This window comes from Rhodovulum marinum, from assembly GCF_004343075.1.
Lineage (GTDB): Bacteria > Pseudomonadota > Alphaproteobacteria > Rhodobacterales > Rhodobacteraceae > Rhodovulum > Rhodovulum marinum.
This window is the reverse complement of the sequence record NZ_SLXP01000020.1, coordinates 1-13,848: the sequence shown is the minus strand read 5'-3', so window position 1 is coordinate 13,848 and position 13,848 is coordinate 1. Positions and strand designations below refer to the sequence as shown.

Annotated in this window: 15 protein-coding genes and 1 pseudogene; 8 read left to right on the top strand and 8 right to left on the bottom strand. The window is 64.3% G+C overall.

Annotation, left to right across the window (positions count from 1 at the left end; genetic code table 11):
- Nucleotides 1–96: 96 nt before the first annotated feature.
- From EV662_RS18455 to EV662_RS18445, 3 genes are all read right to left on the bottom strand, one after another.
- The gene (locus tag EV662_RS18455; RefSeq protein WP_132466077.1) at nucleotides 97–477 is read right to left on the bottom strand and encodes a DUF488 domain-containing protein; all 381 of its coding nucleotides are present in this window, start codon (nucleotides 475–477) and stop codon (nucleotides 97–99) included.
- 18 nt (nucleotides 478–495) lie between these two features.
- Nucleotides 496–801, bottom strand: a complete 306-nt coding sequence (locus EV662_RS18450) for a hexameric tyrosine-coordinated heme protein (RefSeq protein ID WP_132466074.1) — start codon at nucleotides 799–801, stop codon at nucleotides 496–498.
- Between the two features lie 94 nt (nucleotides 802–895).
- On the bottom strand, nucleotides 896–1,366 hold the full coding sequence (locus EV662_RS18445) for a group III truncated hemoglobin (protein WP_243695908.1): 471 nt from the start codon (nucleotides 1,364–1,366) through the stop codon (nucleotides 896–898).
- 83 nt (nucleotides 1,367–1,449) lie between these two features.
- On the opposite strand from EV662_RS18445, the gene EV662_RS18440 reads away from it, so the two are divergent.
- From EV662_RS18440 to EV662_RS18410, 7 genes are all read left to right on the top strand, one after another.
- Complete coding sequence (locus tag EV662_RS18440) at nucleotides 1,450–1,866, top strand: RrF2 family transcriptional regulator (RefSeq protein ID WP_132466072.1); 417 nt, start codon at nucleotides 1,450–1,452, stop codon at nucleotides 1,864–1,866.
- 173 nt (nucleotides 1,867–2,039) lie between these two features.
- A complete protein-coding gene (locus tag EV662_RS18435; protein WP_132466069.1) occupies nucleotides 2,040–2,786 on the top strand; it encodes a uroporphyrinogen-III synthase in 747 nt (248 codons plus the stop codon).
- Between the two features lie 679 nt (nucleotides 2,787–3,465).
- The gene (locus tag EV662_RS18430; protein ID WP_132466066.1) at nucleotides 3,466–3,768 is read left to right on the top strand and encodes a DUF1127 domain-containing protein; all 303 of its coding nucleotides are present in this window, start codon (nucleotides 3,466–3,468) and stop codon (nucleotides 3,766–3,768) included.
- Between the two features lie 98 nt (nucleotides 3,769–3,866).
- Nucleotides 3,867–4,082 carry a hypothetical protein gene (locus EV662_RS18425; RefSeq protein WP_132466063.1) on the top strand — a complete coding sequence of 72 codons (216 nt, stop codon included), beginning with the start codon at nucleotides 3,867–3,869 and terminating at the stop codon, nucleotides 4,080–4,082.
- Between the two features lie 294 nt (nucleotides 4,083–4,376).
- A complete protein-coding gene (locus EV662_RS18420) occupies nucleotides 4,377–4,844 on the top strand; it encodes a hypothetical protein (RefSeq protein WP_132466060.1) in 468 nt (155 codons plus the stop codon).
- Between the two features lie 83 nt (nucleotides 4,845–4,927).
- On the top strand, nucleotides 4,928–5,371 hold the full coding sequence (gene rnk / locus EV662_RS18415; protein ID WP_132466057.1) for a nucleoside diphosphate kinase regulator: 444 nt from the start codon (nucleotides 4,928–4,930) through the stop codon (nucleotides 5,369–5,371).
- A 370-nt stretch (nucleotides 5,372–5,741) separates the two neighbouring features.
- A complete protein-coding gene (locus tag EV662_RS18410; RefSeq protein ID WP_132466054.1) occupies nucleotides 5,742–6,689 on the top strand; it encodes a mechanosensitive ion channel family protein in 948 nt (315 codons plus the stop codon).
- A gap of 500 nt (nucleotides 6,690–7,189) precedes the next feature.
- Here the strand turns inward: EV662_RS18410 and EV662_RS18405 are convergent, their stop codons facing one another.
- The 4 genes from EV662_RS18405 to EV662_RS18390 are packed head-to-tail and all read right to left on the bottom strand — an operon-like array spanning nucleotide 7,190 to nucleotide 12,306.
- Nucleotides 7,190–7,474: a BA14K family protein gene (locus EV662_RS18405; RefSeq protein WP_165905405.1), complete on the bottom strand. Its 285-nt coding sequence runs from the start codon at nucleotides 7,472–7,474 to the stop codon at nucleotides 7,190–7,192.
- Between the two features lie 40 nt (nucleotides 7,475–7,514).
- Nucleotides 7,515–9,989: a trimethylamine-N-oxide reductase TorA gene (torA, locus tag EV662_RS18400; protein WP_132466048.1), complete on the bottom strand. Its 2,475-nt coding sequence runs from the start codon at nucleotides 9,987–9,989 to the stop codon at nucleotides 7,515–7,517.
- On the bottom strand, nucleotides 9,986–10,639 hold the full coding sequence (locus EV662_RS18395; RefSeq protein ID WP_132466045.1) for a TorD/DmsD family molecular chaperone: 654 nt from the start codon (nucleotides 10,637–10,639) through the stop codon (nucleotides 9,986–9,988). Before EV662_RS18395 ends, torA begins: the two co-directional genes overlap by 4 nt.
- Nucleotides 10,636–12,306 (bottom strand): c-type cytochrome, encoded by a 1,671-nt coding sequence (locus tag EV662_RS18390; RefSeq protein ID WP_132466042.1) that lies wholly within the window; start codon nucleotides 12,304–12,306, stop codon nucleotides 10,636–10,638. The genes EV662_RS18395 and EV662_RS18390 overlap by 4 nt, the downstream gene beginning before the upstream one ends.
- Before the next feature lie 927 nt (nucleotides 12,307–13,233).
- Here EV662_RS18390 and EV662_RS20115 point away from each other — a divergent pair.
- Nucleotides 13,234–13,455: a transposase gene (locus tag EV662_RS20115; protein ID WP_132466039.1), complete on the top strand. Its 222-nt coding sequence runs from the start codon at nucleotides 13,234–13,236 to the stop codon at nucleotides 13,453–13,455.
- Here EV662_RS20115 and EV662_RS19660 read toward each other — a convergent pair.
- Nucleotides 13,419–13,848 (bottom strand): annotated as a pseudogene (locus tag EV662_RS19660) (hypothetical protein); the annotation flags it as partial. The gene EV662_RS20115 and the pseudogene EV662_RS19660 overlap by 37 nt on opposite strands.

Here is a 13,848-nt window from a genome sequence, read left to right as displayed (position 1 = left end):
ATGGCCGGCGGTCCGTCGCGGACTGCGCCGATTGGCCCGATGCGCGGGAGTCCCCGACCGCCCGGACCGGTCGGCGGCCTGGCGTCATCCTTTGGCTCACGACGGCATCTCCCCATGCAGGCTCGCGCGCAGATGGTCGCGCAACACCACGGCCTGGTTGTGGTCGCGATCCTTCGCCCCGAAGAGAAGAGCCACCGGGCCCGCGCGGCACCAGTCCAGACACCGCGCGACCGCTTCGGGATTGTCCGCGAGCTCCGCGCGGTATCGGTCGCGGAATTCCGTCCAGCGGGGGGGATCGTGACCGAACCACTTGCGCAGCGCGGTCGATGGCGCGACCTCGCGGATCAAGTCGTCGAGTTGCAGGCCCTCGCGGCTTACCCCGCGGGGCCAGACCCCGTCGACCAGGACACGCGCACCGGAGATGCCCTCGAGATCGTCATAGACCCGTGCGATGCGGATGGCGTGAATTGCAGTCATTCCGTCAGCCGCGCCGGATCAGTCACGCCAGTAGCCGTTGGCCTCGGCGACGGTCGCGAAATAGGCGGCGATCACGCCCGAGACGTGGATCAGGCTGTCGGGGTCGTTTGCATAGGCGGGGCGCAGTTTGTGCAACGTGTCCACGTCCGTCTGGGTGGTCTTGACGGCGCGGCGCGCCATCAACACCGCAAGGTCGAAGCCCTGTTCGGGCGTGTCGGTCAGCAGACTGGGCAGCCAGGACGACTCGTTCTCCTGGGCTTTGGCCGGTACCGTTGTGAAGACGAGGGCGCAGACGGCGAATGCGGTGAGGACCTGGCGTGTCATGTCTGTCTCCTTTGCTGCCTTGTCTTGTTTGGTGCCGGCGTTCGCTTCCGAAAGCTCGGCCTTGGCCTCGCCGCTCCGTGCGGCGGGCATCGGATCACTCGGCGGCGGCGCTCCGCAGCACGGGGATGTCCCCGGGGGCCATGCAGGCATCGGTGCAGGCCATGTGCAGCGACCGGGCGATCCGCTCGGCGCGCGCGATCACGTGTTCGGCGCCCGCGGGCGTGCAGACATAGCGCGCCGCTGTCCGGAACAGGGCAAGCCATCGGTCGAAATGAGCCGACCCGAGCCGCAGTGGCGCGTGTTTCGGCACCGGGCGCCCATGATACCGACCCGTCATCAGCGTGACCGAGGACAAGAAGGCCACCATCCGACCCAGGTGCGGCGCCCAGTCGGTAATCCGCGCCGCGAAGATGGGCGCCAGTACCGGATCAGCCCGCACCCGGTCGTAGAAGCGGTGCACCAGCTCGCGCAGCACATCGTCATCGAGGCCGGTCTCGTCCATCAGCGCGGCGGTCATCTCCGGCCGGGCGCTGGCGATTGCCGTGGTGGAGGCATTGGCGACCATCGGGCGCTCCCGTCTGTTGCCTCTAGCCATACCCACAGTAATAGGTATTGTAAATACCTATTCAGGAGGGGTGTTCAGCCGACATGCGTCTCACGTCTTTCACCGATTACGGGCTGCGCATGCTGATGCGCATGGCAAGCGCGCCGGACCGTGCCTTCTCGACCGCGGAACTCGCCGAGGAATTCGGTCTGTCCCGCAATCACCTGGCCAAGATCATGCAGCGGCTGGCGCAGGCGGACCTTGTGCAGACAAGACGCGGCGGGGGCGGAGGGGCCATCCTCGCGCATCCTGCCGATGGGATCACTCTGGGCAGGATCGTCCGCGCGCTGGAAGAGGGGCAGGCCCTGGTGGAATGCTTCGCGCCCGATGGCGGCGATTGCACGATAGAGCGCTGCTGCCGGCTCAAGGCGCGCCTGCGCTCGGCCGAGGCCGCCTTCCTCGCCGATCTCGACCGCTCGACGCTCGCCGACATTGCCCTTCCGGCAAGGCCGGATTTCTGAAGCGTTATGGCCCATTGGCGCAAACACAATGGCCTGGTTTGCAAACTTGACAATCGACGGGAAAAACGATCCGAAAGTGGCGCACGGGCCGGATGATCTGGAAGACCTAACCGAGGCCCCTGAACCGGCGGGCTCCAAGTGAGCGGCGAAGAAAACAGAAAGGCCCGGCCTCGATGCATATTCTCCTTACGCGTCCCGCCCTGCAAGCCGAGGCCATGAAGCTGTCGCTTGAAAACATGGGTTTACAGGTCTCGCTTGCGCCGATCCTGGATGTGTCGTATGTCGACTTCAGCCCTGAGACCCTCGAAGCTTCCAAGGCATTCGTGGTCACGTCCGTCTATGCCTCGCTGCGGATCGCGAATGACCCTTCCGTATGCAGGACGGTCCCGATTTACGCTGTCGGTGCCGGAACAGCTGCGCCTCTGCGTCGGGTGGGATTCACCTGTGTTCACGAAGCAGCCGGGGATGCGACAAGCTTGTTGGACCTCATCCTGAAGAAACGGAACCCGTCCGAGGGCCGGATCACCTATCTGAGCGGGTGGGACATCACCGAGGACATGGCCCGGGCGCTTGAGCGTCATGGCCATGACGCGCGGCGCGTCGTTGCATATAGGGCCACGCCGGCGAGATCTCTCTCGAATGCGACACGGGAACTGCTCCGCCGTGGCGATATCGACTGCATTGTCTTCATGTCCTATCGCACCGCGCATTTCTTCACCGCGCTTTGCGAGGAGGCGAGGGTATCTGCTTGCCTGCAGACCATGACCGCCGCGGTCCTTTCGGAAAAGGTTGCAAGCGGCCTCGACCGGAAAGGCTGGCGTAAAATACGCGTGGCGACAGCCCCATCGCAAGAGGCCATGATCGATATACTTGCATCCGCACGCGATCAGGGTTTCCAAGAACACTCAACGCCTCTCTGACACGGCCCGGTCAGACCTCGCGAATGCCGGCGATCCTCACACAAGCGGCTGGGACATTATGATGCTGTCCCTGAGCGTTCTCTAATCGCCTTGGTCGAGCGCTGATCTCTCTGCCGTTTATCCTGCGTGCCGGCCTCTGAGGTTCTCTCCGTGGTCACCGCGCGGGAGACACATGTTGGCGTTCAGGGAAGGGTGGATCGAAGTGGTGTGCGCGGTCGGTACCGCACCGCCGATCTTCGGAGAAGGTTCGGGTTGCAACACCTGGGACCGAGAACGGAGATGACGATGACCGAAAAGAGAATGGCGCTATCCGATCTCCTTGATGGCGACTATCGCTCCAAAAGACCGGAACGAAACCGGTGCAGGTCCATTCGGCGCCAGAAGGTCGCAGGCCACGCCGTGCTCTTGATAAACACACGCGGATTGCCGATATCTCAGTCATGACCATGTTCAGTCTTCATACGAGGTTCCTGATCAACGCAGGAAACACACTGAACCGCCGGTAGCCCCGGGCGGGATCAGGCCGCTTGCCGGTCCGCGCCTCGGGGTCATCTCGATCTCTTACAGATCAGTCGAAGTGGCAAACGCGCCAATATGGCCGGAAGATCACGCCTGTGCGGGTCACCCAGCTGACGTGGTGCGTGCGTCTCGGTTCAGTTTCTTCGTCATGGAGCATGACATGCACCCCCACGTCTTCAAATCCAATACCCCTCACTTCCCACCCCCTCGAAGGGCCAGTCAGCTCAACCGCAAGCCCGGAGCATTTCGACGTTGGCTCCGGACCGCCTTCCGCCGCTGGCAACGCCGGAAAATGATCGAAACTCTTCGAGGCATGGACGATCGCCTGCTGCGCGACATCGGGATTGATCGCAGTGATATCCCGCGCGTCGTCGATGGTCTCACGGATCGCGAACTGAGCATGCGTCCAGTTTCATCGGATGTGCATGTCGATGCGGGGTGGCGCGGCGGCCGAACGGCATAGCCGGTCCTATTCTCGAGAATACACAGCACTGGACGGCAGTGGTGCGCGGCAATGGCCGAGTAGCGGCTCGCCATGAAATGATGGAAAGGAGTGACGAAATGATGATCTGCAAGGCGGACTTCGAAGAGCTGTTCCCGGACCTTTTCGGGCCGAAGGACATAGAACCTTCGGCGGCGACGCCGAGCGCCAGATGCCTGGCGCGTTGGGAAGACGATGGTGGTCGCACGATATCGGCGAACATCATCCCGCTGCCACGCCGCTGGCCAATCCAGGAAGATCGACGTAGCTCATTCTTCGAGGTGCGCCGTCTGTGACCCCCTGTCGTCGACAGTCTGCCTCGTGGACCTCGTCATCAATTCGCCTTCTTCACCTTCGCGGGATCTGTGCATCCTTGTCCGTTCCAAAACCCGCCCGGTCTCGAAGATTGACAGGGTGCGCCCAAAGACTAAGGTCTCCACATGGTCACGCACGAAAACCTTTTTCGGTTTCTGCTTCTGAACCGCCCGAGTCCCCGGGCGGTCTGCGCATAAGCGCGTCTTCGACCACCCGGGGCTTTCTCACATCCTTGCATCTGAGAACGCGGGCTTTACCGCTCCGGGAGACATATCATGACCATTACCAGGATCACCCACCAGCCTGCCGGCAGTGACTTTCGATCGCTCTTTGAACGCTCCGCTGTCGGGCGCGGCTTTCTTCTCACTGTCGAAGACCGGCTCGGCATCGAGCACCTGCTTCGCTATCGCGGAACCAGGAATTCGCCCAATCCCGCTCTGCTAAACGGGCTGCTGCGCCACAAGCTGCGGATCTCGCGCGGAACTCCCGAGCCGGCCTCGCCTGATCTTGTCGTGGCCGGATGCCACGTCACCTACATGATCAGCGGTGAGGGCGCTCGCAGCGGCGTGCTTTCCATGAACCCCGTGCCGGTCCCGGGACATATTCTCGTTGCTTCATTGCTTGGGGCGACCCTGATCGGGATGCGAAAACTGCAGAAGGTTCCGCTTCTGCGGGATGACGGTCAGATCGAAGTCGTCGTGGTGTTGGATGTGCATCCGTCTCCGGACCAAGCCGCGGCCTGATGCTCTGATCCACCCCTGGCGGATCAGGGACCATGGCCACCTATAGTTCACTCACACCGCCAGTTGGTGGAAAGGAAACTACGATGAACAAACAACTCTCTACGTCACGCGACACCGGCCGGCGGCCCAGGATCGTCATAGGTGCGGACTGCCTGGAAAGGCTCGAGGCACTTGCGGAGGGCGCGATCCAGCGCAACCCGGACCTTGCCGACCGGCTGCTCGGCGAAATCGGCCGGGCCCGTATCGTTCCGGCGGCGAAACTCCCGCAGAACGTCGTGGCCATCGGTCGCGCGGTCACCTATCGGGATGAGTCGACCGGCCAGGAAAAGACGGTAACGCCCGTCTATCCAGAGGACGCCGACATCGCACGCGGGCGGATCTCGATCCTGACACCGATCGGGGTTGCCCTGATCGGACTGGCAGAGGGCGCATCGCTCCACTGGGATACCAGGGATGGAAAGCGGCGGGTTCTGACCGTGCTCCACGTCGCGTCCCAGGATGCCCCCGAAGGTCTGGAGGCACAATGAACAGACATTCCCTGGGCCCTGCCGAAGCCCATGCTCTGCCCGGAAGGAGCCGCTCGATGCGCTGACGAAGCCACGACGCTCCTTCCGGGATATCGGCAATCGCCGCTTCGGCGTCTTTACTTCCCGTTGAAAGAGGGTCTCATGAATCGTCACCTTCCGCTTGCCTGCCCGTCCTGCAAGACATCGCTTCCCCGCGCAGCCGCTCATCGTTGTCCCAGCTGTCGGCACATTATCGGGGGCGCTACCCCCATTATCCGAATTTCCTGTCGTCGTTGTGGCTCCGCCGTCGAGCGACATGCCGGCGCCGCCGTGACCTGCCTCCAGTGCCGGTCTCGACGACCATCGCGGCATCAGGAACAGGGCTGCTGACATGAGACTTCTCATTCATCTCCGTCGGCTGATCTGGCCTTCGGTTCTGCTTCTTGTCTCAGCCGGCCTGGTAATCTTCGACCAGGATGTCGAGCCGCGGGTGGGACTGTCTCTCCGCCTGCCTGGCGGCGTCGTCGGTTGCCTTGCTGCGGCCTGGCTCGGTAGCCGGCTGTTCGGCCTGTTCGCAGATCGCCGGAGACGCGACAAGCGCCCGTACCCGCGCCTGTTTCGGGATCTCGTGGCGGTTCTGCTGTTCTTCGCCGCAATCGTTGCCTCTGCCGCGCTCTTGCTGGAACAAGGTCTTCTTGGCGCGCTTGCGGGATCGAGTTTGATACTCGCGGTGCTGGGTTTCGCGATCCGGAACGTCGTGGCCGACACGCTGTCCGGCATCGCACTGGGCGTCGAGGCACCCTACCGGATCGGGGACTGGGTCGATATCGAGCAGGTCGCACGAGGCAAGGTCATCGAGATCGGCTGGCGCACGACACGGGTGCTGACGCTGGACTCGACCTACATGATCCTGCCGAACAGCCAGATCGCGCGCCGACGCATCATCAACTACTCCGCCCCGAAACCGCAGTATCGCGCGCAGCTGTCGCTGAAGCTTGCGCATGAGGTTCCCGTGGACGCCGCCAAGGAAATGATCCTGAAGGCCGTGGGCGAGGCGCGCCTGATCCAGACCGAACCGGCACCGGATGTCCGCGTCCAGGAGCTGGGAAGCGACGGCAACTCCTATGCGGTCCGGTTCTGGCTGTCGCGCTTCGAACGGGACGTCGATTGCCGGGACGAGCTACTGTCTCTGATCGACCGCGCGATGCGGAAAGCGAAAGTCCCGACCCCACGCATGCAGATCGAGATGAATCGTCCCCGCGGGAAAGCCATGCTTCCCGTCGATCATGAAACGGAGGTCGCACGGATATTCGGTAACCCTCCGGCGGGGGCCGTCTGACGGGTCACTTCTCGATGAAAAACCGGGTCAGTTCTCAGCGGAAATCAACAGCCAGGGCCGAAACGCTTGACCAGGCCCGCTCAAGGCGACATCACCAAAACACGCTCAGCGGCAACGTCGCGCGGTGACCGGATAACCTTAGCGCGTGACCGGACGTTGTCTGAATCGCTGACCGGATGCGTCGGATTGCGCAATGAAGACGCTGATGGTGGAGGATGCATACCTGATGGAGTATGAAACGTATGAGGAAGTCGCAGTCGGCGGCCCCCGTTTCATCGGGTAATCCCCCCGTTTTTGCGGGGACTTGGTCGTAGAATTTACGCGGCCATTCTCAGTTTCTGGGCGGGGGTATCTCAGCCCCGCCCAGTTCGAAGACCGCCACGCCTGCGCCATGGTCAAAAACGCCGCCTGATCGTGTCCACCCGCAGGGGCGTACTCCAAGAGGCACTGCAAGACGGGGGCAGTCTTTCATCTCCGTTGTCCGCTCAGCACTGGCCTGATCAGTCCGCTCCGTCTGTTCCAGCGCCATACGGCGAGACACATTCGCGGCGCAGCTGATTGTCGGTGAGGAAGGTGTTGGTCCCGACATCGTAAGTGTCGTACCGACCAAGGCACCACGCGGCATGAAGCGACTGCGGAAGCTCTTCCGCGGGGCCGGGCGGCTCTTCGCCGAGGCTTTGTATCGGCAGGTAATCTTCCTGGGGCGCCGGTGCCGCGTTCTGTTCGAAGCCGAGCGCCCCGGTCCCGAGCCCCGGAAGCACCAGGAAGCCCGCAGCCAGGGCCAAGACAGCGCGGGGAGCAGAGCCCCTTTGCCGGGACGGGCGTTCAGGACACGGGGTCGGAGAAGACGAGAACATCGGGAAGCTCTCCTTCGAATTTTTCGATTTCGACGAGGGCGGTCTGGCCGCAATTGGCCTGGGCGAGCTTGGAGGTCGCGATGCCCGTCGTCAGGTTGTTGACGTCGCCATAGCGGCACAGGCTGCCGATCTCGCGCGGGTTCATCGGATCGAACCAGCCGCCTTCGTCGATGCGCACCACGCCGGGGCGGATCTCGTCAGTGACGACGACGCCGGCAAGGATTTGGCCGCGGTCGTTGAACACTCGCACCACATCGCCATCCGCGAGCCCGCGCGCCTCGGCATCGGCCGGGTTCATCCAGCACGGCTCGCGATCCTGCACCGCGTATTCCTCGCGGAGCGAGGTGCCGCAAAGTTGCGAATGGAGCCGCATGCGGGGATGGTTCGACGCGACGTGAAGCGGGTATTTCTGTCCCTCCATCCCGAGCCGCTCTATCGGCTCCATCCAGGTGGGGTGCGGCGGACAGTCGTCGTAGTTCATCTTCTCGATATTGCGCGAGAAGATCTCGATCCGCCCCGACGGCGTGCCGAGCGCGTTCAACAGCGGGTCGGCGCGGAAATCGGCATAGCGGACGAAGTTGCGGCTCTCCTCGGTCAGTGGGAAGGCGAGCGGCTCGTTGCTGTCCCAGAACGCCTCGAAGGTCGGCATCTCCATGCCCTTCGCGCGGGCCTCGATCCGTGCGGTCTCGTAGAACCCGCGGATCCAGTCCATCTCGGTCTTGCCCTCTGTATAGGCATAGCCGTGGCCGAGCTTCTGCGCGATCCCGGTGAAGATCTCGTAGTCCGACCGCGCCTCGAAGACCGGGTCGATCAGCTTCTTCATCGGGACGATGTGGCTGAGCGCGTAGTCGCCCACCTGCGAGATGTCGTTGCGCTCGTAGGACGTGGTGGCCGGCAGCACGATGTCGGCATGCCGCGCGGTCGCCGTCCACTGAAAGTCGTTGACGATGAAGGTCTCCAGGTTGCGCCAGGCGCGCAGCATCTCGTTGCGGTCCTGGTGATGGGCGAAGGGGTTGCCGCCGGCCCAGTAGGCCAGCTTGATCTCGGGCAATTCGATCTCGTGGCCGTTGAACTGCATCGTCGCGCCGGGGTTCAGCAGCGTCTCGACCAGGCGCGAGACCGGGATCGTCAGCGAGCCGCCCCCGGCAAGCCAGGCCGGCCCGCCCACGCCGCCCACGCCGCCCGGAGTGTCCGACACCGCCGTCAGGATCGGCGAATTGTGTGTGGGCGCCCCGCCCGAGGCGTAGTGATAGCTCAACCCGTAGCCGCCGCCGGGCAACCCGATGTGCCCCAGCATAGAGGCCAGGGTGACCAGCATCCAGTGGACCTGCTCGCCATGGTGCTGGCGCTGGGTGGAATAGCCGAGCGCCAGCATGGTGCGCGCCGAGGCGAAGCGCCGGGCGAGGTCGCGGATCTGTTCGGCCGGAACCTCGCAGATCTCCGCCGCCCATTCCGGCGTCTTGGGCTGGCCGTCGCTCTCGCCCAGAAGATAGGGCAGGAACCGGTCGAAGCCGCTGGTGTAGCGGTCGAGGAACTCCTGGTCGTGCAGGTCCTCGGTATAGAGCGTATGCGCGATCCCCAGCATCAGCGGGACATCCGTCATCGGCCGCGGCGCGATCCATTCCGAGCCCAGGCGCTGGGCCGTCTCGGTGCGGATCGGGTCGATGCAGATGGTCTCGATTCCGGCGTCGCGGATCAGGTCGACCCCGGCGAATGAGCCGTGATCGGCAACCTGCCAGCAGATCTCGGAAGTGCGCAGCGGATTGGCGCCCCAGAACACCATCAACTCGCAATGCTCGGCCAGGACCGGCCAGGTGGTGCACTGTTCGTAGACCTCGATCGAGCCCACGACATGGGTCAGGATGACCTGCGCGGCGCCCGTGGAATAATCGCCCGCCGAGTTCGTGAAGCCGCCCTCCAGCTTCAGCAGCCGGCGCAGCAGCGTCTGGCAATTGTGCATCTTGCCGGGGCTCTTCCAGCCGTATGAGCCGCCGAAGATGCTGGTGGAGCCGTGTTCCTCGCGCACGCGGACAAGCTCTTTGGCCACGAGGTCGAGCGCCTCGTCCCAGCTTACGCGGACGAAATCGCCCGTGCCGCGGCCGTCGGGGTCGGCGCCGGGGCCCTGTTCCAGCCAGGCCCGGCGGACCATCGGGTACTTGATCCGCGAGGGCGAATAGATCGAGTCCAGCACGCCGGCGAGCTGCGGCGAGGGCGCGGGATCCTCCTCCCACGGGATCATTTCGGTCACGCGCCCGTCGGTGACGCGGCCCCGGAACACGCCCCAATGGCAGGCCGAGAGGATATCTGCGCTGGCGGTCTGGGCCGCGGCGCCCGGGGACAAGAGCGGCCCGGCCCCGGTGCCGAGCGCACCCAGCGCCGCGGCGCCCTGAAGGAAGCTGCGGCGGGATACGGCCGGAAAGGCCTCTTTTGGATATATCGTCATGTCGCGCGCGCTCCTTCTGCCTGGAGGGGGGAGTAATGGGCGGGGATGCGGTGCCGGACCAGCGCGGCGAGCAGGCGCGCCGCCGCGCCGTAGACCCCGCCCGGATCGGCCGCGGCCACCTTGGCGCAGAACGCGGGCACCCAGCCGGCAAGGCGGTCCAGCATGGCCTCCGTCGCCGCCCCATCGCCGCAGCGCAGGGCCGTGGCGTAGAGGGCAAGCTCCAGCGACAGGTGGTCGACCGGCTCGGCGCAGTCGTCGGCCACGCGCAGGTCGAGATGCCTGAGGATCGCCTGCAAGTCGGCAAAGGTCTCGGCCGCATGCCTGGCCCCGCCGGTATAGGCGCTTTCATAGATCGGAATCGTGCGCGGGCCGCTCACGCCCGAGAACAGCGCCACATGCCGCCGCGCGAGGTCCGCGGCGACCGCCCCGGGCGGACCCCGGGTGAGCGCCGCGCACATGGTCTCGGCGGCGTCCTGCTCCGAGAGGCTGGCCGCGATCTCGCGCAACAGCCGCGTCGCCTCGGGCGCGGTCATGCTGTCCACCGCCGCGTCATCCGGCGGCGCAAGGAAGGCGCGGCCCAGGAACTCCGCGACGAAGGCCTCGATCTCCGCCGGGTCCGGGGCGCGGGAGAGGCCGGCGCTTGCGCTCATAGGTCGGCGCGCTCCTTCGCGCCGGAATCCTTGGCATTGTTCTGCAGATAGACGAGCAGCAGGCGATACGCGTCCGGTTCGAGGGAGGTGAAACGTTTCATCGAGCCCAGCGTGCCGATCCACTGGTTCGCCAGGAAATGGTCCGCCTCCGGCGGACTGTGGCAGGCGGCGCAAGCCGAATTGAACATCTGGGCGGTGAAGGACCAGAGTGCGTCGCCGTCGACCAGCATGCCGGTCTTGTCGACCCAACCCTCCAGGCTGACCGATACCCAGTCCTGCCCGGTATCGGGGTCGGTCACGGTCTCGCCCGTCTCCAGCGCCGCGATCGCCGGCTCGCCGAGGACGGCCTGCATGATGCGCTGGCCCTGCTTGGCGTAAAGCACCGCCTCGGCCCCGACAAGCTGCCAGCCATCCAGCCGCACGCGCAGCAGATCGCCGCCTTCCTCGACCACGGCGACCTCGGTCCCGCTCAGGAGCTTGCCATCCTCCTCGGCCCCACCGGCGTCCAGAAAGAACGACTTGGTATGCACGACGAAGGCCGAGCTCGCCACGCCCACCTCTTCGGCCGGCGATGTCGGCAACTCGCGGGCGCTCTCGCCGGATTGCTCCAGCATGACCACCTGCGAACTGCGGTTCGGCTCCGGCAGGCCTGGCGCCGGATTGTCGACCGGCGCGACCGTCTTGAGATAACGAGCCATGGCCAGACGGTCGGCATCGCTCAGCTGCGAAGTGTTGGCGACGACCTCTTCCATATCGCCGCCGGCCCGCTTTCCGATCGGGCTCACCCCCGTCTTGAGGTAATTCGCGATGGCGTTGGCAGACCAGAAGCCGATGCCCGTTTCATGCGGCGAGATATTGGGGAAATGGCCGTGTCCCTCGGGCGTCGGCCCACCGCCGTGGCGCATCCCGGCGGGGATGGTCCCCAGCATGGTCCGGGGCGAGTGGCATTCGGCGCAATGGCCCGGCCCTTCCACCAGGTACTTGCCGCGCGCCAGGATCACGTCGTCGGGTGCGTCGATGGTCACCGGCGCGAACGGGTCGTTCGCGTCCTCGGCCACGGGAAGCGGCCCGGGATTGCCTTCGGGCAGGCGCTCGCCATCAAGAAAGACCAGCCGCCACAGTCCGACGCCCCTGCGAATGTTGTAGGGAAATTTCAGGTCGTGGTCGTCGATCCGGCCGGCGACGGGCTCCAGCGACTGGATGAACGCATACATGTCGCGGACGTCCTCGGCGGTCATCCTCTGATAGGAGGTGTAGGGAAAGGACGGGTAGAAATTCTCCCCGTCGAGTCCTCCGGGCCCGACGCCCTCGCGCACCGCACGGTCGAACTCGGCCAGCGTCCAGTCTCCGATGCCGTCCTCGTCATGCGGAGAGATGTTGGGCATCCGGAACAGGCCGAACTCGGTGTCGAGCTCGCGACCGCCGCCGAGCACCAGCGGGTCCTCCTGGCCGGGCGTTGCATGGCAGGTCGCGCAGTCGCCCGCGAGGAAGATGAACTCGCCGTTCTCCAGGTCGGCCCCTTCGATAGACGCGACCTCGCGTGAAGGATGCACGAGGGACCAAGTCCAGGGCGAGGTGAGGACAAAGAAGCCCAGGACGGCGAGTATGCACACCCCGAGAAAGAGCCGCAAGAACAGGCTTCTGGAGCGTTCCTCGGACCGTGCCATGCCAAAATTCCCTTCTAGGAATAGCCGCAGATAACCGTCACAAGCTTAACGATATTCACGAAACTGTCGACCACCGTGCCAATCACGATTTTTCCGTGGCGTTCGATGGGGGCGGTCTGTCGGTTCTTTCAGCAGCGATGCGGGGCTTTGATGCCGTCGTGATCGCGCATCGTTGAAGGTCGAAAGGCGTTGGCCAGCGGGACCTGCCTTCCGCCTTTACATGGCGAGGCGACAACTCCCTATTTCCGCGCCATCTTCCGCCACTACGAGAGCGGCCTTGTGGGGGCCGAACAGAACCCGAAATAAGAGAGCAACATCCGCAATCTCGGCTGGGGCTGATAGGCTTTCGCTATCCGGCCAGCGCGAACTTATTCGCCGAGAAAAGGTCTTTGGAAGCCCACTTGCGGCGGCGCAGAAATGAGCTGGTTTCCAGACAGTCGGAATGTCGGCTCCCAGATCGCCGGTGTGTCCGTCTCGCGATCGCAGCGAAATCATACTTTCCGCCCTCCCGGTCGAAGATGACTCTGCTGGCTGCTCCAGGGCGAACGGCGAATAAGGGCTGCCTGCGGAACTTAGCCGTATCGAGTCCGAACGGCAGGAATACGGCAGCTCTCGGTGGATCACCGGCACCGAGCATGGCGAGCGGAGCAGCCAGGGGCGAGGTCAGCCTGTCGGATTGGCCGGTGATCCGGCTTGGGTCTCGGTCGCTGAAACCGAGGCTCCTTCGTCGATGCATCCATCGGCCGTGGCCTCGGAGGTTCGTGTCGAAACCGGCTTGGGCGGAGGAGCCTCCCATGCGCGCAGGTGCTGACCGGCGAGATCGTAAAACGTAAGCGCCCGATTTCGACCGCCTGCCGGAAGGGTTCGTTAGCGCCGAAGACACGTGCATAGCGACGTCGCAAATGACGTCTCTTACGTGGAGGGGTCATGCGGAGCGCGGTGCTTGGGGTCGAACGGCGGCGGCGGTGGAGCGATGAGGAGAAGTTGGCGATCGTGTCTTCGGTCGGGATCGACGGGGCGACGGTGACGCAGGTGTCGCAGCGCCACGAGGTGAGCCGGCAGCAGGTTTACGCGACACGAAGAGATTGGGTAATCCAAAATAAAACAATCGCTTATATAGCCACTTCGATTCTGTGTCGGTATCGGTAGCTGCGAGCCCCCGCAACCAACGATACCAACACTCCCGCGCGTCGTCCGCCGGGAGTGTTTGTTTTTCCAGACCCGTCAACTGGCTGATGCTCGATCCAATTCAGGATTGTGCCGAGATCTCCGTAGAGCTTGGCGTCAATCTCACCCCGCTTGGGACCAGGGACCAACTCGATCTTCTCGATCAGCATTCGTAACGCTTCGGCCGCTTCCTGTTGTTCCTCCGGGCGGCTCAACGCCTCGGCCAGGTTGTCCACCTTCCGCGCATAGAGCGCCGCCGCCGATGGTAGTCGATCCGGCATTGGCCTGCCCCCTGAAAAGTGGTCCTCCCTGAAGTAGGCTTTCGAGCCAGATGGAGGACGAAGGAATGCCCCAGAAGAAGCACAAGCCCGAAGA

What these genes read in the sequence shown, in the direction of transcription:
- EV662_RS18455 (WP_132466077.1), bottom strand. Translation starts at nt 477, where the DNA reads ATGACTGCAATTCACGCCATCCGCATCGCACGGGTCTATGACGATCTC.
- EV662_RS18450 (WP_132466074.1), bottom strand. Translation starts at nt 801, where the DNA reads ATGACACGCCAGGTCCTCACCGCATTCGCCGTCTGCGCCCTCGTCTTC.
- EV662_RS18445 (WP_243695908.1), bottom strand. Translation starts at nt 1,366, where the DNA reads ATGGTCGCCAATGCCTCCACCACGGCAATCGCCAGCGCCCGGCCGGAG.
- EV662_RS18440 (WP_132466072.1), top strand. Translation starts at nt 1,450, where the DNA reads ATGCGTCTCACGTCTTTCACCGATTACGGGCTGCGCATGCTGATGCGC.
- EV662_RS18435 (WP_132466069.1), top strand. Translation starts at nt 2,040, where the DNA reads ATGCATATTCTCCTTACGCGTCCCGCCCTGCAAGCCGAGGCCATGAAG.
- EV662_RS18430 (WP_132466066.1), top strand. Translation starts at nt 3,466, where the DNA reads ATGCACCCCCACGTCTTCAAATCCAATACCCCTCACTTCCCACCCCCT.
- EV662_RS18425 (WP_132466063.1), top strand. Translation starts at nt 3,867, where the DNA reads ATGATGATCTGCAAGGCGGACTTCGAAGAGCTGTTCCCGGACCTTTTC.
- EV662_RS18420 (WP_132466060.1), top strand. Translation starts at nt 4,377, where the DNA reads ATGACCATTACCAGGATCACCCACCAGCCTGCCGGCAGTGACTTTCGA.
- rnk (WP_132466057.1), top strand. Translation starts at nt 4,928, where the DNA reads ATGAACAAACAACTCTCTACGTCACGCGACACCGGCCGGCGGCCCAGG.
- EV662_RS18410 (WP_132466054.1), top strand. Translation starts at nt 5,742, where the DNA reads ATGAGACTTCTCATTCATCTCCGTCGGCTGATCTGGCCTTCGGTTCTG.
- torA (WP_132466048.1), bottom strand. Translation starts at nt 9,989, where the DNA reads ATGACGATATATCCAAAAGAGGCCTTTCCGGCCGTATCCCGCCGCAGC.
- EV662_RS18395 (WP_132466045.1), bottom strand. Translation starts at nt 10,639, where the DNA reads ATGAGCGCAAGCGCCGGCCTCTCCCGCGCCCCGGACCCGGCGGAGATC.
- EV662_RS18390 (WP_132466042.1), bottom strand. Translation starts at nt 12,306, where the DNA reads ATGGCACGGTCCGAGGAACGCTCCAGAAGCCTGTTCTTGCGGCTCTTT.
- EV662_RS20115 (WP_132466039.1), top strand. Translation starts at nt 13,234, where the DNA reads ATGCGGAGCGCGGTGCTTGGGGTCGAACGGCGGCGGCGGTGGAGCGAT.